This window comes from Alkalihalobacillus pseudalcaliphilus, assembly GCF_028610675.1.
GTDB lineage: Bacteria > Bacillota > Bacilli > Bacillales > Bacillaceae_D > Alkalihalobacillus > Alkalihalobacillus pseudalcaliphilus.
This window is the reverse complement of record NZ_JAQQWS010000006.1, coordinates 117,582-137,380: the sequence shown is the minus strand read 5'-3', so window position 1 is coordinate 137,380 and position 19,799 is coordinate 117,582. Positions and strand designations below refer to the sequence as shown.

Below are 19,799 nucleotides of genomic sequence, written 5' to 3'. Positions count from 1 at the left end.
AAATGAAGCAGGTGATTAATGATGGGTAGGAAAAAAATATGTATCATCACGACTACTTCTATAACAATTCGATGCTTTTTAATTGAGCAGCTAACCTTTCTTACTAGCCATGGGTATGATGTGACGGTTGTGTGTGACCGCGATGTGAGTTTAAATAAGGATCTCCCCGCAAACATACGATATTATCCAATTACGATGAAAAGAGGAATGGCTAGTTTCGGTGTTATACATAGTATCTATGCTCTGTCACTCTTTTTCCATAAAGAGCGATTTGATATGGTGCAATATTCAACACCAAATGCAGCTCTTTATGCCTCTGTTGCTAGTTGGTTAAATTCAGTACCTGTCAGATTGTATTGTCAATGGGGGATACGATATGTAGGATTCAAAGGCATACGAAGAGGCTTGTTTAAAGGGATTGAAAAGTTAGTTTGTATTCTATCTACGGTAGTAGAGCCAGATAGTTATGGGAACCTTCAGTTTAGTCATCAAGAGAAGTTATATTCAGCTAACAAAAGTCGAACGATTTGGAACGGGAGTGCCAACGGAGTTGATTTTACACGTTTTAATTTCTTGAAAAAGAAGTTATGGAATAAGGAAATAAGAGCCAAGTACAAGATCAAAGATTCAGATATTGTATTTGGCTTTTTTGGTCGTCTCCATAGAGATAAAGGGATTACCGAATTATTAACAGCATTTAATCAACTATCTGAAAAAAATAGCCACATAAAATTATTGATTGTTGGACCTAAAGAGCAGACGAATTTGGACTCAGAATTAATGAAGAAGTCAATTGCGAATGAAGCAATTATCTTTTGTGATTATACGGATGAAATAGAAAAGTATTATGCGGCCCTAGATGTATTTGTTTTACCTAGTTATCGAGAAGGTTTTGGAACAGTAGTGATTGAGGCAGGGGCAATGGGAGTTCCTGTAATCGTGACAAATATTCCAGGACCAACAGATGCGATGAAAGAAGGAGTAACCGGAATCATTGTGGAGAAAGGAAATATTCAAGACTTAGAGCACGGAATGAAACGTATGTTAAATCCTTCGTTAAGAGAACAAATGAGCTTAGCTGCTATCCCGTTTGTTCAACAACATTTTGAGCAACAAACTTTCTTGCAACACATTTTAAGTGATAGAAATCGCTTAATCGCTGAATCTAGGTTAGGAAAAGAGGTTGAATATGGGTAGAGCGAAGCCGAAAGTATCGATTATTATGGGCATATATAATTGTTCTTTGACGTTAGAAGAAGCCATTTATTCGTTGTTTGATCAAACCTTTCAAGATTGGGAGTTAATAATGTGCGATGATGGCTCAACAGATGAAACCTTTAAAATTGCCTCTTCCTTTGCAAAAAGGTATGAAAATATTCATGTACTTCATCATAAGCAAAATAAGGGGCTAGCTCATTGTTTAAATGCTTGTTTAAAAAAGGCTAAAGGTGAATATATTGCAAGACAGGATGGGGATGACAGGTCAAGACAAGAACGATTAGAGAAGGAAGTTGACTTTTTAGATAATCATCAGCAATTTGACATTGTTAGTACGGGAATGAATTTTTTTGATGATCATGGTTTTTGGGGGCACATACAGTTACAAGAACGGCCAAACGCTTTTGACTTTATCCCACAAACGCCTTTTTGCCATGCACCATCAATGTTTCGTAGGCAAGCTATTTTAAAGGTGGACGGTTACGATGTGACTAAAAAGACGTTACGAGTCGAGGATTATCATCTTTGGTTTAAAATGTACGCAAACGGTTCTAGAGGCTACAATTTGCAGGAGATTTTATACGAAGTTAGAGATGATCGAGACGCAATCAAAAGAAGAAAATACTCAATGAGGTTAAGAGAGTCCTATGTAAGATTAGTAGGATACAAGATGTTAAAGTTACCACTTCACACTTACTTTTATGCCATGCGACCTTTAATAGTTGGGTTAGTTCCTGTGCAAATGTATAAATATATACGTAAGTTTAAATATAATCAAGTTTGAATCGGGATTCTTAGTTTTGAAAGGGGAGCAGTATGAGTGCGATTGCAGGGATTATTCATTTCAATCAAGAGCCTGTCTTGAAAGAAATGGGGTACGCGATCATGAAACATTTCAGTTCATTTCCGGCAAATGACGTTCAACAATTATATCATAATGGGTTGTTTTTCGGTTGTCATGCACAATGGTTAACACCGGAATCAATTGGTGAAGTATTACCTTTTTATGATCGTGAACGTAAGCGGATTATTGTGGTGGATGCGATAATCGACAATCGGGAAGAGCTCCTAGACTTATTCCGTATTAGTAAAAGTCATAGAAAACGAATTCCTGATAGCCAAATCATATTAATGGCTTATGACAAATGGGAGGAAGAATGTCCCAAGTATTTAATCGGTGACTTTGTCTTTATGATATGGGATGAAAACAAAAAAAAGTTGTTTGGAGCAAGGGATTTTTCCGGTGGACGCACATTATATTATTTTCGAGCTTCTGAGCGTTTTGTATTTAGTACATTGATTCAACCTCTTTTTAAGCTACCATACATTAAAAAGCAGCTAAACGAACAGTGGCTTGCTGAATATTTAGCGATTGCAGGGATGGTAGATGTGGTAGATACTCAATCTACTCCTTATGTGAACATTCAACAAATACCACCCTCTCATAGTCTAACAGTTGAAAGAAATCAAACGAAGTTGACAAGGTATTGTCATTTGGGAAAAGATAAGAAAATGATTTTTAAAAAGAATGATGAGTATGTCGAAGCATTTCAGGAGGTCTACCAACAAGCTGTCACTGCACGATTGAGAACAAATAAAAAAGTGGGTGCCCAATTAAGTGGTGGCCTTGATTCTGGTTCAGTTGCCGCATACGCTCAAAAGCAATTAACGAAACAAGATAGAAGCTTACATACTTTTAGCTATATACCATCAAAGGACTTTGAGGATTTTACACCGAGAAACATCATGACCAATGAAACGCCTTATATCCAATCAACATTACAGTATATAGGGGGCATTCAAGAGCATTTTCTTGATTTTGACGGAAGGGATTCTTACTCTGAAATCGACTCATTTTTAGAAATGATGGAAATGCCTTATAAATTCTTTGAGAATTCATTCTGGATGAAAGGGATTTTTGAAAAGGCTGATCAGCAAGGGGTGGGCATTTTATTAACAGGAGGACGGGGAAATCTAAGTGTTTCTTGGGGAAGTGCTCTTGAGTATTATGTTACGTTATTTAAAAGGTTAAAATGGTGCAAGTTAAACACAGAATTAAACCATTTTAGTCAACGTACAGGAGGACCTCGTTATCGGCTTTTACCAAAAATAATCAAAAAAAGTCTACCAAAATTATCGGCGAATAAGGTGAGTCCTTATCCTTTGATTCATCCAGGATTTGCAAAGAGAACAAAAGTTTACGAGAAATTGAGAAGTTATGGTTTTGATCAATCTGGCTGGTTTCGTTTAAATAACATCTATAAAGAGAGAGAACATCACTTTGAAGATCTATTTCATTGGAATGCTACCAACACGGTATCAACTAAGCTATCGCTGCAGCATTCATTATGGAAACGTGACCCTACGAATGACTTGAGGGTCATTAGATTTTGTTTATCATTACCTGAAAGTCAATACGTCCAGAATGGTTATGAACGTTCTCTAATTAGAAGAGCTACCAAAGATTTATTGCCTGATCAAGTAAGGTTGAATCAACGTATAAAAGGTGTGCAGGGTGCAGATTGGGTTCATAGAATGAAAAATCAGTGGGATTTTCTTATTAATGAACTGGAGGAGATGCTCACAGACCCAATTAGTTCTCTCTATTTAAATAACGAATTAATCAAAGAAATTCTACCGACGTTAAAAGGAAATGTTAAACCAAATTTTATCTTAGACCCTCATAGCAAGATAGTGATGAGAAGCATTATTGTTCATCGCTTTTTAAAACAATTGGAAAGGAGGTGAGTACGTTGAAAAATGAATGGGTGAAACCTACATTAGAAATGCTAGATATTTCCTTAACCATGGCACAAACAACTAATGGTCCTTTTACAGATGAGGCATATGTACCTGGAGAGTGGTCAGAAGACCCTCGTTTTACACCGAGCTAATATACAAAACCCACAAGCGCCACCCCGTAGGGAGCGAAGCATAATTTTCGGGAGCGACGAGTGAAACTCCATGTTCGCACTAACTTTTATACAAAATGGATTCATATGTGAAAGTTATTGTTCAGCCCTTATTTACTAAAAATGAGGGCTTTTTTATCGTTGACATTGTTCGTTATTAAGAATAAAATAAATATAAGAACAGATCGTTAGCCAAATCTCCACATTTATTGATTTGTATAATGGAGGTTATTTTTTCGGATGAAAAGTTCTTAATAAAGAACAAATTTAACTACTTATATGTTAATTGAAGGGGGTCCCAGAGTTTAACCATGACCTTTAACTACCAAGCATTTGGGTTGAAAATTGCTAGTGAAATGTGTCTATCTGAGTTAATAAGTATCGGAAGAACCCAACAGCCAGATGTTGAAATAAAACTAGAGAATATGGAGGATGAATGGAATAAGCAATACCAGAAGGGTGAATACTTTATTGTTAGACCGAATTTTATCTTTTTTAAAATCCCGAAGGTAGCCTTGTTCTGTATAAAAAATGGAAATGAAATGAAGGTTTCACCATTTAAAGGAGTGTCAGAAGAGCATCTCAGACTCTATATCTTAGGAACCTGTATGGGTGCTTTATTATTACAAAGAAAGATACTTCCTTTACATGGAAGCACACTCGCTATTAATGGGAAAGCATACGCAATTATAGGTCATTCAGGCGTAGGGAAATCAACATTAGCAACAAACTTATTGGCAAACGGTTGTCAGCTTTTGAGTGATGATGTGTCGCCAATTACCTTTAACGAACAAGGCCATCCAGTTGTTATTCCAGCGTATCCTCAGCAAAAATTATGGCAAGAAAGCTTGGAGAAATTAGGTAAATCTAATCATGGACTCAGACCGATTGTGCAAAGAGAGTCAAAATTTGCAGTTCCGGTAAGAGAACAATTTAAAGAAGAGCCCCTACCTTTAGCAGCTGTTTTCGAACTAGTGAAATCAGAAGTAGGGGAATTACAAGTGAAAAAGGTACAACGGTTGGAGAAGCTATCTATTTTATATACTCATACGTACCGACATTTTCTTTTGCAAGAACTACAGTTAACAAGTTGGCATTTTCAGACGATGACACAGATTGCTCAACATATAAAGATGTACTCTTTGCACAGACCATTATCAGCATTTACGGTAGAAGAACTTACAGAGTATATCTTAATACGTACAAATAAGGAGGTAGTAGTGACATGAATGATAACGTCATGAAAAGTAACGTCGTTTATCAGCAAGTACAAGGAACGATTGTCTCAAATATGGATGGAGAGAAAGTGATGCTGAGTATAGAAAATGGTAAGTATTATAATTTGGGAGAAATAGGTGGCGAAATTTGGGACCTGTTAGAGAGACCTTTAACATTAGAGAGTTTAGTAGAGAAATTAGTTAATAGATATGAGATATCGCTTTCAAAATGTTCAGAAGAGGTGCAGGGGTTTCTGGACGAATTGAAGGAGCAAAACTTGATTGAAGTGAAATAAAGTTAGGAGATACTACAATTTGAAATGGGGGTAGGTGATGAGTAAGCTAAAACATTTTATAGCTCTAGAACGCTCAATGAAGCTGTTATTAATAGAAGCCTATTACTATTTAGGCTGGGCAAGGATGAAGAAGCTCATTCCTTTTCAAAAGCTTGTAAAGACGATGGAGATGAGAATAGGGGAAACCACAGTTCATGTAAATGTAGAACAAAAAGGGATTTGTAGGGACATTTCATGGGCAATTCATATAATGAGTTCCTACACGTTTTGGGAAAGTGAGTGTTTAGTAAAAGCCCTTGCTGCTATGAAAATGCTTGAAAGAAGACAAATTGAAAGTACGCTTTATTTAGCTACAGGTAAGGATGAAAAAGGTTCACTTGTTGCACATGCTTGGTTAAGAAGTGGTTCATTTTACATTTCTGGAGCAGAAGGAAAAGATCAATTTACGGTCATCGCTAAATTTTCGAAAGAGATAAGTCCGATTGCATAGTGAGGAGGGATGAAAATGGAACTCACGCTTGATAAAAATTCGATTTCTAAAGAATTACTTTTCATCTTAGATTTGATTTGTGATAAAAAGAGCGATAGTTACGAAGAGGTTGATTGGGAAGAATTTCTTATACATACTCAACATCACCGGGTATATCCATTGCTTTATTCGAAGGTGAAGCAACTCGAACATATGATTCCTGATTTTGTGAGACAATCCCTTTATTCTGATTATAAACATAACATTTTTCAAATGCTTCGCCTACGTGCAGAAATGAGTGGGATTCATGAACTGTTTTTTGAGGTGCAGATTCAAACGCTTTTTCTAAAAGGTCCGATATTAGCAGAAGAGCTTTATGGTGATTTGTCGTTAAGAACATGCAGTGATATCGATCTTCTCATTCCATTAAATCAATTAGAATATGCAGAATCACTCCTAATAAATCTTGGTTATGAAAAAGATGATTATATTGAAACGGTATTAAATGATTGGCGTTGGCGGCATCACCATGTTACTTATTATCATCCTATAAAAAAAATCAAAGTAGAAGTACATTGGCGCATGCATCCTGGCCCGGGGAAAGAGCCTACTTTTGATGTGTTATGGGAGAGAAGAAGAGTAGATAAAATAACAGGAACCGCTGTCTATTATTTAGGAAGAGAGGACTTGTTTCTATTTTTAACAGCCCATGGGGCTAGACATGGTTGGTCGAGGCTACGGTGGTTAACAGATATGTATTATTTAAGCGAACAAGATTTGGATTGGTCCCTTCTTTATAAGCTTTTTCAGGTTTATAGTAGTCCACATCTTTGCGGTCAAGTTCTCATCTTATTATCTCATCTATTAGATATGAAGCTTCGAGAAGAAATGAATCCTTTTATCAGTCGGAAGGCACTTAGGTTAGCACAAGAAGCTCTTTTTTATCTTGAGAATAGAGTACAGTTACATACTAAACCGCTAGCTATAGAAGTGGCCAATTATCATAAAAGATATTTGGTGAGACTCATGTCTTTTAAGCAGCTTTCATTGTTTGCTTTAAGTACGTTACATCCATTTCCAGAAGATGCACAAACTTTACCTTTACCAGTTCGATTGCATTTTTTATATTTTCCTTTAAGACCGTTTTTATGGATATGGCGTAAATCGAGAAAGGTTGCCGTCACGTAGGGGGAGTGCTCATGAAGGATATTATTTATTTTGTAAAGAAAATTCATGCTTATTCAGGAAGGGTTCTTTATCTAAATTTGACTGCGAGTGCACTTATGAGTTTATTAGAAGGGCTAGCTATCGTTTTGCTTATTCCAATGATTAGCTTAACTGGTCTGATAGTATTTAATCTTGAAGGAACTCCACTAATTGGTATTCAAGATGTGTTTCAAAGTGTACCAGCTCAAATGGCTTTGCCGCTAGTTTTACTGTTGTTTATCTTCATTGCAATTGGCCAAAATGTATGTAATCGACAGTTACATATTCGCAATACGAAAATACAATTTGGTTTTTTGCGCCATTTACGCGTCCAAATGTATGAAGTTTTATTATATACGAAATGGAATTTCTATGTGAAAAATCGTAAGTCAGATGTCATTCACTTATTAACAAGTGAAGTATCTAAGGTAAGTGCGGGAACTTATTATTTCTTACAATTTTTGGCATCCTTTATATTTACTTTTATACAAATAGGTCTCGCTTTTTGGCTCTCACCAAGTATTACTGTTTTTGTTTTATTAAGTGGACTTCTATTACTTTTTTTAAATCGAAAATTTCTAAGACGTTCTCTCGAGCTAGGAAAACGTAATTATGTTTTAGGGAAAGAGTATTTAGCAGGAATAACCGATCAAATTAATGGGATTAAAGATATAAAAAGCAATACATTAGAATCATCAAGGCTCAGTTGGTACAAAAAAATTACAAAAGATATTGAAAAGGAGCAAGTTGATTATACCGTTATTAAATCGACTTCACAGTTTTATTATAAAGTAGCATCTGCCCTGTTTACGGCTGTTTTTATCTATTTGGCTATCTCCTTATTTCAAGCTCAATTAGCTCAATTAATGCTAATAATCGTTATTTTTTCGAGGCTTTGGCCAAGCGTCATGAATATTCAAAGTTCCGTTGAGCAAATTTTAACGACATTACCTGCATTTAAAGCAGTTAATAACATGCAATCTGAGTGTAAGCGTGATAAAGAGTTTTCCGAATTAGCTGCAACAACGCCACTAGAATTAAATGATGGCATCGAGTGTAGAGAGGTTTATTTCGGCTATGATGAAAAGCAGTATGCACTAAAAAATATAAACGTAAAAATTAAAGCGAATCAGATGACCGCAGTTGTTGGTCGATCGGGAGCTGGAAAAAGTACGCTCATTGATATTGTAATCGGACTCCATAAACCACAAAAAGGCTCAGTCATCATTGATGGCATAATTCGTACGGATGAAATGCTCTATTCGATGAGAAAAGCGATTAGTTATGTTCCTCAAGAACCTTTTTTATTTAATGCTAGCATAAAAGATAATTTGCAATTAGTGCTAACCGATGCCAATGAAGAGGAGATGTGGGAGGCCCTACATTTTTCATCAGCTGAGGATTTTGTTCGGAAATTACCTGATGGTTTAGATACGATTATTGGAGATCGAGGAATTAAACTTTCAGGAGGAGAACGTCAACGTATAGTACTTGCACGAGCCATATTAAAAAAACCTTCCATTTTAATTTTAGATGAAGCAACAAGTTCATTAGATACAGAAAATGAAGCTAATATACAAGCGGCTATTGAACGTTTAAAAGGAAGAATGACGATTATCGTCATTGCTCATCGATTATCAACGATTCGAAATGCTGATCAGGTTATTGTATTGGATGAAGGACAGGTTGTACAAAATGGTCGTTTCGGTACTCTTTCTCAAGAGAAAAAGAGCACCTTTCAACTACTTCTACAAAACCAATTAAAGGCGACATTATAAATACAAAATGAAGATGGGGGCGTAACAAAAGGGATTGAAAATAAGGAGCATGCATGATTTGTTCCAGAGCCATGGTAGAGCAATAATGGCCCTTTTCCACCAAAAGATAGAGTGAAAGGACTATGGGAATATGAAGGGATTCAACAATATGTAAGTGCAGGTCTTGGTAGTAGTCGCTATATTCCATTCTTCAATTTCCGTTTTTTAAATCTGCCCGAATTAATCTAAATAGAAAAAAACGAGTGACAGTAATATATTAATTGACTAATAGTAAGGATTAGATTATATTCGTTATAAAGAACTCGTATAAACTTTTTATCTTTATAACGAACAAAGGGAGAACTGCCCAATTTTATTAAGGAAAGGTGGTGAGAGTATGAAAAAAAATTGGAAGTCACTATCATTAGAAGTATTAGATGTAAGCTTGACGATGAAAAAGAACCCGCCAACAAAGCCTACAGATCCAACGGATCCGACAGACCCGACGGATCCATTAGATAGCTAGGGAAATGATTACTTCTGTAGGACTCTTATCTGTTAGATGAGGGTCCTCTAGTCTAATGGTAGAATGAGAAAGGAGAATTGCTCCGTGTTTGAAATCGTACAGCATTCAAAGCAACAAAAGAAATTCGCATCCATTTGGGAACATGCCTGTGAAAAAAATGGATGGGAAAATGATTCATATCGAAATGATGCCGTTCGTTATAATTTGCTCATATCTAATCGTTATCCATTTCTTCCAAAGAAAGCGATTGGAACGGTTGAATTTATTCCATTCGATCCTTTACATAAAAATAGTACGGTAGAAGGAGAAGGGCGCTCCAAATTTTCACATTACCCAGATATTAAGGCAAACCAAAAAAAAACTTGGGAAATCGATAAATTATGTCTTCATGAATCCTATCAGAGACAAGGACATTTTAAGCGTTTTATGGAGGTATTTTATGATCACGCATTACACTATGAACCAATATATTATATTGGGTTAATGGAAAAGAAATTTTACCGAATGATCAAAATCCTATATAAATTAGCGGTGGAACAAAGAGGTGAAGAGCTAGTTGGGACAGGGCAGACTTTAGTTCCAGTGGTACTTAAAATTGGAGAGATCATGGAAAACAAAAAAATGGTTGAGAGGATATTAAGAGAAGCAAAGTAATCTAATAAATAATATTGCAGTTAAATAAGAAGGCAGAGTATTTGCTTATTTAATAATGTCCTCTTGATTAGAAGCTCGTTCACCTGTGAACCTTCTTCCGAAATGGCAAACAAACCTTAGGTATGAACCTTATCACAAATCATAACTATTAAAAGTATCCAACTCTGAATAGGGTTTATTTCTATAATAGTAAAATTATTATATTTATTGTATGTTCATTGAAACCTTTCTCCATTTTCAAAACCCGCCTGTAAAAAATCTATCCCCATTCCCACAGAGTCCTACGAAGAAGAGCATATGGATAATAATAGTACACTATCAAGCGGAAACCCGTGAGACATAGTGGCAGAGCTGAGAACCAGCGGCGAAGCCGATTAGCTCAGCACCACGTAATTGTCGCGCAGCATGATTTTCGGTAGCGACGAGTAGAACTCCGCCTATCATCTTTTGGACACTTTCATACAAAACTTCCTCAAGTAACCCTCATCCATTAAATAAAATCCTCATAAACTTTGTGAAATAGTGGAAATAGCTTATCTATAGGTTTCATAAGCCGTTTATCAGGTTAAACAAAAAGTAGAAACACATCAAAAGGAGGAATTTAGAATGGAACAAACAAAGTGGAAAGGTCGTTGGAACCAAATGAAAGGTGAGGCTAAAAAGAAATGGGGTAAATTAACAGACGATGACTTACAACAAGTGGATGGTGATAAAGATAAATTAATTGGTAAAGTACAAGAAAGATACGGAATCACAAAAGAAGAAGCCAAAAAAGATGTAGATAGCTGGAATTAAACGTTATTTAAAGGGATTAACAATTCGTTACGTAACGAATTGATGATATAGATATGGGAGCTGTAAGATTGGATGAGAAATTCTAATGTTACAGCTCCTTTGTTTTTAGAGGAGGCTAGAAGAATAAAGGATTGATTCATTCATTCATATGGTTTTTATGAGAGGCACGACTATAAGGAGCGCTCACTTTAGTAGCTGAGCAATAAAACGCCAACCTTACTCGGCTTTTTTGGCATGTTGTTCATAATTATTGACACTATACATACAAATAGGTAGCGAAGGAGGGATGCTAATGATAAATCCTGAAGAATTAATCAAACAAATAAAGGAACTACAGGAAAAATTTAAGGAAACGATGCAAACATCACCATATCCGCTTTATCGTCATTATGGCAAGATTGAAAGATATGAAGAAATTCCAGTTACAGTTCCTGAACAAAGACAGCTAAATCAACCAGGTGTAGATGCCTTAATGGTACCATTGCCTATTCTTGAAAACCCTCATTATAAAGGTAGTGAAAAGCTGAGTAATAAAGTGGCACTTATAACGGGAGGTGACAGTGGGATAGGCGCGGCGGTTGCTATTGCTTTTGCAAAAGAAGGAGCAGATATTGCTATTTCTTATCTTAATGAGCATGAGGATGCACATCGAACGAAAAGGCGAGTAGAAGAATTGGGAAGAGAGTGTCTTTTATTACCTGGAGATGTAAGGGAAAAAAAACAAAGTATAGATATTGTTACGCAAACGGTTAAGCGTTGGGGCAAAATTGATATTTTAGTGAACAATGTAGGTATTCAATTTCAGCAAAAGGAATTGACTGATATTACTGACGAACAATTTGATGATACATTTAAAGTAAATATTTACTCACATTTTTATACGACAAGAGCAGCTTTACCATATATGAAAGCAGGGAGTTCCATAATTGGCACCACATCTGTCGTCACATATAATGGTGAAGAACAAATGATTGATTATACGGCTACAAAGGGAGCAATTGTTGGATTTACACGAGCTTTAGCTAAAAATGTCGTGGATAAGGGCATTCGTGTCAATGCCGTTGCACCTGGTCGAATATGGACACCACTTATTCCAGCAAGTTTTACGGCTGATCAGGTGGCGATTTTTGGCTCGCAAAATCCGATGAAACGTGTGGCTCAACCATTTGAGCTTGCTCCGACGTACGTTTATTTAGCTTCTGATGATTCAAGGTTTGTTACGGCACAAGTACTACATGTAGATGGCGGAGAATCAACCAATTCTTAATGGAGGAGAAGATGGAATGAAGTTTCAATTTAACCCTGAGTTGACTTTACTATTAAGTAATCAACCAGGTCTTGTGACGATGACGTATTTAAATCATTCATGGAAGATGCAAAAAATTGGACCAAGACCTCCTTTTTATCGTAATCCATCCTATCAAAGTAATTTTCCACTTATTTAAAACAAAGAAAGATCCTTTATCTATTCCGAAAAATCAGTTAATCTAGCTATAATAGATAAACTGATTTTTTTTGAGGGGTGAGTTAGTGTTACGTATATCTTGCATTCAAATGGAAGTTATTCCGGCAAATCCTCAGGCTAACCGCGAACGTGTTGAGAAATGGGTTGTTGATGAGTTAAATAAGAATGAAAAACCTGATATCCTTGTCTTGCCTGAAATGTGGACAACAGGTTATCGGTTAGAAGCACTTAAAGAAATCGCTGATACACCTAATGGGGTTACGTATCAATTTTTAAGTAGACTTGCAAAATCATATGGTGTTCATATCATTGGCGGCTCGATTGCGGTTAAGGAAGGGTCCGATATTTATAATCGCTCTCTCGTTTTTAATCGTGAAGGTGAACTCGTTTATCAATATGATAAAGTCCATTTAGTGCCGATGTTAAATGAGCCAGCTTACTTAAGTGCGGGACAAAAGAAAGGACAGGTTTTTACGTTAGATGGTAATAAAATGGGTCTAATCATTTGTTATGACTTACGTTTTCCAGAGTTATCAAGATCACTAGCGTTACAAGGGGTACAAGTCCTTTTTATTGTTGCCCAATGGCCAGAAGTAAGGTTTAAGCATTGGAATATTTTACAGCAAAGTCGTGCGATTGAAAATCAACATTATGTGGTCTCGTGTAATGGTATCGGTGAAGATCAAGGGACGATTTTTGCGGGACGATCAAAAGTGATTGACCCTTGGGGGAATATTTTAGTTGAAGGTACAGCAAATAAAGAGCAGACTCTGTCTTCTCAAATCGATTTAGAGAAAGTAGTAAAGATAAGAAATGATGTACCTGTATTCGAAAGTAGAGTGCCACATTTATATTAAAGATTACCTGTCAAAGCGATCGATGGATGCCTTGGCAGGTTTTATTTCAAATAAAAAGGTCATTTTTAATTTCTGAGTACATAAAAGATATAAATAAAAGACATCAATTTCAAACACTCACATATATTGTATTATTCCGACTTATCAAATTTGAATACTTGTATAAGTGGAATAATTGATTAGCTGGAGAGGTGAGAAAGGCATGTTTATTATCTTAAATGTATGTATAATGCTTGTCCTTATTTTGGGTTTATATTGGATGCAGCGCAATCATATTTCTTTTTCAAAAAGAGTATTTACAGCTTTAGGAGTAGGTATACTGTTTGGTCTAGGTTTACAATGGGTTTATGGAGCATCTTCAGAAATTATAGCTGAGACATCGAATTGGTTTAACATTGTTGGAACAGGTTACATTCGCTTTTTACAAATGATTGTTATGCCTCTTATCTTTGTATCCATCTTAGCAGCTTTTACGAAAATGACATTGACTAAAAATGTAGGCAAAATTAGTGTTCTCATACTAGCTGTTTTGGTTGGGACGACTGCAATTGCAGCGGCTGTAGGTATTGCTACGTCTGTGGGTTTTAACTTAGAAGCGATTGAAATTGAACAAGGAGAAGCGGAGCAAGCACGAGGTATTTCATTAGAAGAAAATTATACAAATAACGTAGAAGGTTTAAGCTTCCCTCAACAAATCATTCAATTGTTGCCTGCTAATCCTTTCTTAGATTTTACTGGTGCGCGCTCAACATCGACTATTGCGGTCGTTATATTTACTGTGTTTTTAGGTATTGCTTACTTAGGGGTTCGGCGGAAAGAGCCCGAGAAAGCGGAAACCTTTGCAAATCTAATAGGTTCTATTCACGCAATTATCATGCGAGTCGTTACATTCATATTACGTTTAACCCCATATGGCGTTTTAGCGATTATGACTCGGACAGTTGCAACAAGTGATTTGACTGCGATTGCAAGTCTAGGGAAATTTGTCGTCGCTTCATATGTAGCTTTAGCTGTTATGTTTATTATTCATTTATTATTATTACTCTTTTCAGGCTTGAATCCTATCACTTATGTAAAAAAAGCATTTCCAGTATTAGCGTTTGCTTTTACTTCTCGTACTAGTGCTGGAGCATTACCCTTAAATATTGAGACGCAAAGAAAATTAGGTGTTCCCGAGGGGACGGCGAATTTTGCTGGTTCTTTTGGTTTATCAATCGGACAAAATGGTTGTGCAGGTATTTATCCAGCAATGTTAGCGGTTATGATTGCTCCCACAATTGGAATTAATCCTTTAGATCCTGGTTTTATTCTTATGTTAATTTTAGTTGTGGCTATTAGTTCTTTTGGCGTAGCTGGTGTAGGTGGAGGAGCGACGTTTGCGGCACTTTTAGTTTTATCAGCCCTCGATATGCCAATTGCTTTAGCAGGATTGTTAATATCTGTTGAACCCCTTATAGATATGGGGCGTACAGCAGTGAATGTGAGCGGGAGTATGACAGCAGGTACATTGACAGGGAAATGGACGAAAGAATTAGATGAGACGATTTATAATGATCCTACTCAACAGCTCGAAACAAATGAGATTTAAAACTTGATGGCTAAATGAATAAATCTATCTATGAAATAGGGCGCTAAAGAATTGAATCTTTAGCGCCCCTATACTTTATAATCATAATACAATCGGTTTTAAACCGTTGCTTTTTGAAGTTTATCAATAAATTTCAGTGAGCGACCTGTTCCAATGGCAACAGATTCTAAAGGATTAGGTGCTAAGTGAACAGGAACAGAAATTTCGTTTGATAACCAATCCTGCATCCCATTTAATAATGCACCACCACCAGTTACCATAACACCACGGTCAACAATGTCTCCACTTAATTCAGGAGGGCAGTTTTCCAACGTTGCACGAATAGCTTCAAGCAAGTGAATCATATTTTCGTGTAAGGCAGCTTGAATCTCAGTTGAAGCTAATTCAAGTGTTTTCGGTAAGCCATTAACTAAATCACGACCACGAACTTCCATTGTTAATTCCTCGTGCTCGATTGGTGTATAACCAATCTCCATTTTTATTTGCTCGGCAGTGCGTTCTCCAATTAACACATTGTATTGTTTACGTACATATTGAATAATCGCATCATCGAGTTTATCTCCACCTATTCTTACTGAATTACAGGAAACAACTCCTCCAAATGAGATAATTGCCACTTCTGTTGTACCTCCACCAATATCTACCACAACATTGGCTATCGGTTCACTTACTGGTAAGTCTGAACCAATCGCTGCTGCTACAGGTTCCTCAATGATATGCACATTTTTTGCACCACAACTTCTAACCGCATCTAAAATTGCTCGACGCTCTACAGATGTTGAGCCAGATGGAGCACAAACGACAACATTTGGCTTACGCATTGATAACCCTAGTTTTTTGCTAGCTTTTTTCATAACCGCTCTTAACATATCACTTGTAACATCAAAATCAGCAATGACACCGTCACGTAATGGACGAACGGCAATGATGTTTGCTGGTGTTTTACCGACCATATTTTTAGCTTCTGTACCAACGGCAAGAACTTCTTTCGTTTCTGTATTTAATGCCACAACGGAAGGTTCGTTAATGACAATTCCTTTGTCCTTCGTATAAACAAGTAAATTCGCTGTACCTAAGTCTATTCCAATTTCTGCAGTAGACCACATAATTAGCACCAACTTTTCTATTAGTAGTTTCTAATTTGTCATTTTAACAACTAATTTGTCAGCTTAATAGAGTCCTACAGGCTATCTTCTATGTAAGATTATGAGAACAATATGGGATTATTTTTTAAGAAATAAGGGATAGAGGAATATTATACCAGAATAAAGAGAGGGCTGAGTCTTTTTGACTAGTTCTATTTCCTTTCAAAAAAAGGAACCCCACTTACCTTACAAGGTAGTGGAGTTCAAATATAAAGGGGGTGAGGAATAAAGATGCATTTAATCTTCACTCGTTCAATTATGGTATACCCGCTGCTCAAAATTTAAAACCAATTTAATTAAATTTATTTTAAAAAAAGTTTTTATTAATTATAATGGATTTAATGACTCAATTAGAGTGGAGGGGGATTCATGGTTACGGGAGATACACGAGAGTGTGGCATTATTTTATTTGATGGGGTCTGTAATGTGTGCAATAAATTCGTCGACTTTATGCTCAAACATGATAAACATCAATTCTATAAGTTTGCGTCTATTCAATCTGACATTGGTCAACAGCTTATCAAGCAACACAAAGTGAACCGAAATATTGACTCCGTTATCGTAATCGAAGCGAATCAGGCTTTCCTACACTCTGATGCTATAGTGAAGATTATTCCAAAGTTAAGTTGGTATTGGCAGTGGGCAAGAGTATGGAAAGTGTTACCTAAAAATATTAGAGATAGCTTATATCGATGGTTTGCGAAAAATCGTTACCGCTTTTTTGGTCAAAAATCGAGTTGCCGTCTACCTACTAAAAAGGAACGGGAAAGGTTCTTATAAATTCAAAAGCAGGGAGCGACAGATTTATATCTGAAGCTTCCTGCTTTATTTATGGTGAACGAGGATTGTTTTAGGGAATGTGCTTGTAAATGTATGAAGTATTGAGCTGTGAAAAGGAAAAAAAGCGTTAGAAGGGGAAATGCTCGGGGTTGCGAGTGAAAAAAAGAGGGGAAAGCCCGAGAAAACGATGATGCTTGGGGTTCTGGGCGGAAAAAAGAGGAGAAAGCCCGAGAAAACGGAAATGCTTGGGGTTACGGGCGAAAAAAAGAGTAGAAACCCCGAGAAAACGATGATGCTCGGGGTTGCGATCGGAAAAAAGAGGGGAAAGCCCGAGAAAACGATGATGCTTGGGGTTACGGGCGAAAAAAAGAGTAGAAAGCTCGAGAAAACGTAGATGCTCGGAGTTACGTGCGAAAATAACTGTACTACACCATTGGGGTGGCCGATTCCTTCAGCTAGTCCTCCAGAGGGTACGTGCTCCCAGTCCCGTAGCGAAATCCGAAGCGACAAACTATCAACTTTAGTCAACGCCCATGGCAAAGCCAAATTCACTTCGCCACCAACAAAGATGAAAGTGGCATTTGCTCTTCAACTGGTGGCATTTCATTCATAAACGGTTTTGAGGATTCTCATATTATGCCGTAGCCCCGCCACTTTTTATGTGTTGCGTACGGGCAACACATAAAAAGATTCAGCGCAAGCGCATAAACAGCCACCACCAACAAAAAAGAGAGAGTAGTAACCCATCATCAGGATTAGTATCTAAAATCCAAGGTTTTTGGACCGTTAGCCAAGCTCGCTTGGCTACTTCACGCGACTGTGTTTCGATTTTCAAAGACGGACCAAAAACAAAAACCGAATGGTCAAGTTATCTCGAAAAATGAGCGTGACTCATTGAACTTTCATACTAAAGAAAATCAGAATTTTAAATTTCCCTCTTGTTTGTTCATTTATGCTTTGCTAATATAGGGACATTCGTTCGTTTAAAGGGCTAAAGTGTGTGTAAGCATACTTTATGCAATTAAATGAATAATAAGGAAGAAAATGTTTCGTTATAGAAAGGTTTGAGATGAGTGAGTCAACAAGAGCAATGGTCATCTAAGTTAGGTTTTATATTTGCAACAGCAGGCACAGCAATTGGACTCGGGGCGATTTGGAAATTCCCTTATATTGCAGGTACAAGCGGTGGCGGAGCATTCTTTTTATTATTTCTATTATTTACTCTTTTTATTGGATTGCCATTACTGATTGGTGAATTTGTTTTAGGGAGAACAACAGGAAAAGAAGCCGTATCAACCTATAAAGAGCTAGCCCCAAAAACACTATGGCCAATTACTGGTTGGATCGGTGTGGTCGCTTGTTTCTTGATTTTATCGTTTTATAGTGTCATTGGCGGATGGAGCTTATTATATATATTTGAAACAATAACCGGACAAATGTCGCAGCTGAGCGTAGAACAGTTATCGAGTAAATTTAGTGAACTAATCGCGAACCCTTGGCGAGCAATTGGTGCCCAAGCTTTATTTATGATTATGACTATTTATGTCATTTCTAAAGGTGTACAAGCGGGTATTGAAAGAGCGAGTAAAATAATGATGCCAGCTTTGCTTATTTTATTACTCATTATCGCCATCCGGTCTTTGACATTAGAAGGAGCGAGTGAGGGAATTCAATTCCTTCTAAAACCGGAGTGGTCGAATATTAGTTCAGATACTGTGCTATTTGCTTTAGGTCAAGCATTCTTTTCGTTATCACTTGGCGTTTCGGTGATGGTGACATATAGTTCGTATGTATCGAAGAGTCAAAACTTACCTTTAACTGCTTCGGTCATTGGAATCATGAATATTCTCGTTGCTTTGTTAGCTGGTTTAATTATATTTCCAGGAGTGTTTACATTTGGTCTAGAGCCGAGTGAAGGTCCTGCCTTAATTTTTGTCGTATTACCTACGATATTTAACCAAATGCCTTTAGGACAGGTATTTATGTTTGCATTCTTTTTATTATTTTTCTTTGCCGCATTAACATCCGCATTTTCATTATTAGAAATAATTGTGGCTACCTTTTCCAAGGGGAAACCCAAAAAGCGTCAGAAGTTAAGCTGGAATATTGGCTTAATAATTTTATTTGTTGGTGTTCCATCGGCGTTGTCCTATGGAATCTTAGCTGATGTTCAATTATTTGGACGAACATTTTTTGATCTTTTAGATTATTTAACGAGTAATATTTTATTACCGTTAGGGGCTTTGCTTGTTGCTTTATTTATATCATGGAAGGTGCCAAAGGAAAGATTATTAAATGAGATGAAACAAGGAGCTCATATTGGTAATCGATTTTTTGCCATTTGGTATTTGTTAGTGAAATTTCTTATTCCATTAGCGATTTTAATTATATTCTTAGATGTTTTAGGTGGATTTTCTTTCTTTTTTTAATATAGATAAATAATTAGAAAAGTATAATTTAACAAAAAATATACATTTTTACTCATGTTGTTTGGTCGAAAACATGGTATGATAGAAAAACACAACGAGATGCCAAGATGCATCGATGGGAGGGACTATAATGGATAACAACAAGCTACAAAGTTACTTTGAACAGAAGTTATCGTTAGCTAAAAATCAATTTGAGCGTACGATTGATTGTAAGCATACTGAATTCGATGATCTCTATCCGTATATGACAGAGCAACCACAGTTTTTCTGGTATAAGCGTTATGTAGCGTGGCAAGAGTTGTTGACCATTGTCCACACGGTAAAGGATCTAGAGTTGGAATGGCAGCAGCCTTTCACAGACAAACAGATTGCCTTTGTAGAATCGAAAGTCATGGATGCAAAGGTCCTTGATAATTGGTATGAGGAACAAGAGGAAGAGGCAGAGAAAGAGCAATCTTCGCAGCAGGAATAAATAATAGTCCCTA

Annotated in this window: 21 protein-coding genes; 20 read left to right on the top strand and 1 reads right to left on the bottom strand. The window is 36.7% G+C overall.

Translation table 11 applies throughout. The annotated features are described in order from the left end of the window. The first annotated feature begins 21 nt into the window (after positions 1 to 21). The 16 genes from PQ479_RS13950 to PQ479_RS13875 all read left to right on the top strand — a co-directional run bounded on the left by PQ479_RS13950 (position 22) and on the right by PQ479_RS13875 (position 14,960). Positions 22 to 1,197 carry a glycosyltransferase gene (locus PQ479_RS13950; RefSeq protein WP_047989749.1) on the top strand — a complete coding sequence of 392 codons (1,176 nt, stop codon included), beginning with the start codon at positions 22 to 24 and terminating at the stop codon, positions 1,195 to 1,197. Further along, positions 1,190 to 2,002, top strand: a complete 813-nt coding sequence (locus PQ479_RS13945; protein WP_047989748.1) for a glycosyltransferase family 2 protein — start codon at positions 1,190 to 1,192, stop codon at positions 2,000 to 2,002. Before PQ479_RS13950 ends, PQ479_RS13945 begins: the two co-directional genes overlap by 8 nt. 32 nt (positions 2,003 to 2,034) lie before the next feature. Further along, on the top strand, positions 2,035 to 3,966 hold the full coding sequence (locus PQ479_RS13940) for an asparagine synthase-related protein (RefSeq protein WP_047989747.1): 1,932 nt from the start codon (positions 2,035 to 2,037) through the stop codon (positions 3,964 to 3,966). A gap of 5 nt (positions 3,967 to 3,971) precedes the next feature. After that, a complete protein-coding gene (locus PQ479_RS13935; RefSeq protein ID WP_273717044.1) occupies positions 3,972 to 4,112 on the top strand; it encodes a paeninodin family lasso peptide in 141 nt (46 codons plus the stop codon). A gap of 329 nt (positions 4,113 to 4,441) precedes the next feature. Further along, positions 4,442 to 5,359 carry an aldolase gene (locus PQ479_RS13930; protein ID WP_047989746.1) on the top strand — a complete coding sequence of 306 codons (918 nt, stop codon included), beginning with the start codon at positions 4,442 to 4,444 and terminating at the stop codon, positions 5,357 to 5,359. Then, complete coding sequence (locus PQ479_RS13925) at positions 5,356 to 5,643, top strand: lasso peptide biosynthesis PqqD family chaperone (RefSeq protein WP_047989745.1); 288 nt, start codon at positions 5,356 to 5,358, stop codon at positions 5,641 to 5,643. The genes PQ479_RS13930 and PQ479_RS13925 overlap by 4 nt, the downstream gene beginning before the upstream one ends. Positions 5,644 to 5,680: 37 nt before the next feature. Then, positions 5,681 to 6,133: a lasso peptide biosynthesis B2 protein gene (locus PQ479_RS13920; RefSeq protein WP_047989744.1), complete on the top strand. Its 453-nt coding sequence runs from the start codon at positions 5,681 to 5,683 to the stop codon at positions 6,131 to 6,133. 9 nt (positions 6,134 to 6,142) lie between these two features. Then, positions 6,143 to 7,300 carry a nucleotidyltransferase domain-containing protein gene (locus tag PQ479_RS13915; RefSeq protein WP_047989743.1) on the top strand — a complete coding sequence of 386 codons (1,158 nt, stop codon included), beginning with the start codon at positions 6,143 to 6,145 and terminating at the stop codon, positions 7,298 to 7,300. A gap of 11 nt (positions 7,301 to 7,311) precedes the next feature. Next, on the top strand, positions 7,312 to 9,096 hold the full coding sequence (locus PQ479_RS13910; RefSeq protein ID WP_047989742.1) for an ABC transporter ATP-binding protein: 1,785 nt from the start codon (positions 7,312 to 7,314) through the stop codon (positions 9,094 to 9,096). A 376-nt stretch (positions 9,097 to 9,472) separates the two neighbouring features. Continuing rightward, entirely contained in the window at positions 9,473 to 9,601 is a 129-nt protein-coding gene (locus PQ479_RS13905; RefSeq protein WP_273717043.1) for a paeninodin family lasso peptide, read from the top strand. Between the two features lie 84 nt (positions 9,602 to 9,685). Further along, complete coding sequence (locus PQ479_RS13900) at positions 9,686 to 10,255, top strand: hypothetical protein (RefSeq protein ID WP_047989741.1); 570 nt, start codon at positions 9,686 to 9,688, stop codon at positions 10,253 to 10,255. Positions 10,256 to 10,861: 606 nt separating this feature from the next. Continuing rightward, the gene (locus PQ479_RS13895) at positions 10,862 to 11,050 is read left to right on the top strand and encodes a CsbD family protein (protein ID WP_047989740.1); all 189 of its coding nucleotides are present in this window, start codon (positions 10,862 to 10,864) and stop codon (positions 11,048 to 11,050) included. A gap of 292 nt (positions 11,051 to 11,342) precedes the next feature. Then, positions 11,343 to 12,317 (top strand): SDR family oxidoreductase, encoded by a 975-nt coding sequence (locus PQ479_RS13890; RefSeq protein ID WP_420535548.1) that lies wholly within the window; start codon positions 11,343 to 11,345, stop codon positions 12,315 to 12,317. A gap of 16 nt (positions 12,318 to 12,333) precedes the next feature. Next, on the top strand, positions 12,334 to 12,495 hold the full coding sequence (locus tag PQ479_RS13885; RefSeq protein WP_273717042.1) for a hypothetical protein: 162 nt from the start codon (positions 12,334 to 12,336) through the stop codon (positions 12,493 to 12,495). 85 nt (positions 12,496 to 12,580) lie between these two features. Continuing rightward, positions 12,581 to 13,372 carry a carbon-nitrogen family hydrolase gene (locus PQ479_RS13880; RefSeq protein ID WP_083991310.1) on the top strand — a complete coding sequence of 264 codons (792 nt, stop codon included), beginning with the start codon at positions 12,581 to 12,583 and terminating at the stop codon, positions 13,370 to 13,372. Positions 13,373 to 13,574: 202 nt separating this feature from the next. Then, positions 13,575 to 14,960, top strand: a complete 1,386-nt coding sequence (locus tag PQ479_RS13875) for an L-cystine transporter (RefSeq protein WP_047989738.1) — start codon at positions 13,575 to 13,577, stop codon at positions 14,958 to 14,960. A 98-nt stretch (positions 14,961 to 15,058) separates the two neighbouring features. Here PQ479_RS13875 and mreBH read toward each other — a convergent pair whose 3' ends face one another. Next, positions 15,059 to 16,066 (bottom strand): rod-share determining protein MreBH, encoded by a 1,008-nt coding sequence (gene mreBH / locus PQ479_RS13870; RefSeq protein WP_047989737.1) that lies wholly within the window; start codon positions 16,064 to 16,066, stop codon positions 15,059 to 15,061. A gap of 408 nt (positions 16,067 to 16,474) precedes the next feature. Between mreBH and PQ479_RS13865 the strand changes: the two genes are divergently transcribed. The 4 genes from PQ479_RS13865 (at position 16,475) to PQ479_RS13850 (ending at position 19,786) form a co-directional block, all read left to right on the top strand. Then, a complete protein-coding gene (locus PQ479_RS13865; RefSeq protein ID WP_047989736.1) occupies positions 16,475 to 16,885 on the top strand; it encodes a thiol-disulfide oxidoreductase DCC family protein in 411 nt (136 codons plus the stop codon). A 139-nt stretch (positions 16,886 to 17,024) separates the two neighbouring features. Continuing rightward, positions 17,025 to 17,279, top strand: coding sequence for a hypothetical protein (locus tag PQ479_RS13860; RefSeq protein WP_047989735.1), 255 nt, complete (start codon positions 17,025 to 17,027; stop codon positions 17,277 to 17,279). A gap of 679 nt (positions 17,280 to 17,958) precedes the next feature. After that, a complete protein-coding gene (locus PQ479_RS13855) occupies positions 17,959 to 19,314 on the top strand; it encodes a sodium-dependent transporter (protein ID WP_273717041.1) in 1,356 nt (451 codons plus the stop codon). Between the two features lie 130 nt (positions 19,315 to 19,444). Continuing rightward, on the top strand, positions 19,445 to 19,786 hold the full coding sequence (locus PQ479_RS13850) for a hypothetical protein (RefSeq protein ID WP_047989733.1): 342 nt from the start codon (positions 19,445 to 19,447) through the stop codon (positions 19,784 to 19,786). Positions 19,787 to 19,799 lie beyond the last annotated feature (13 nt).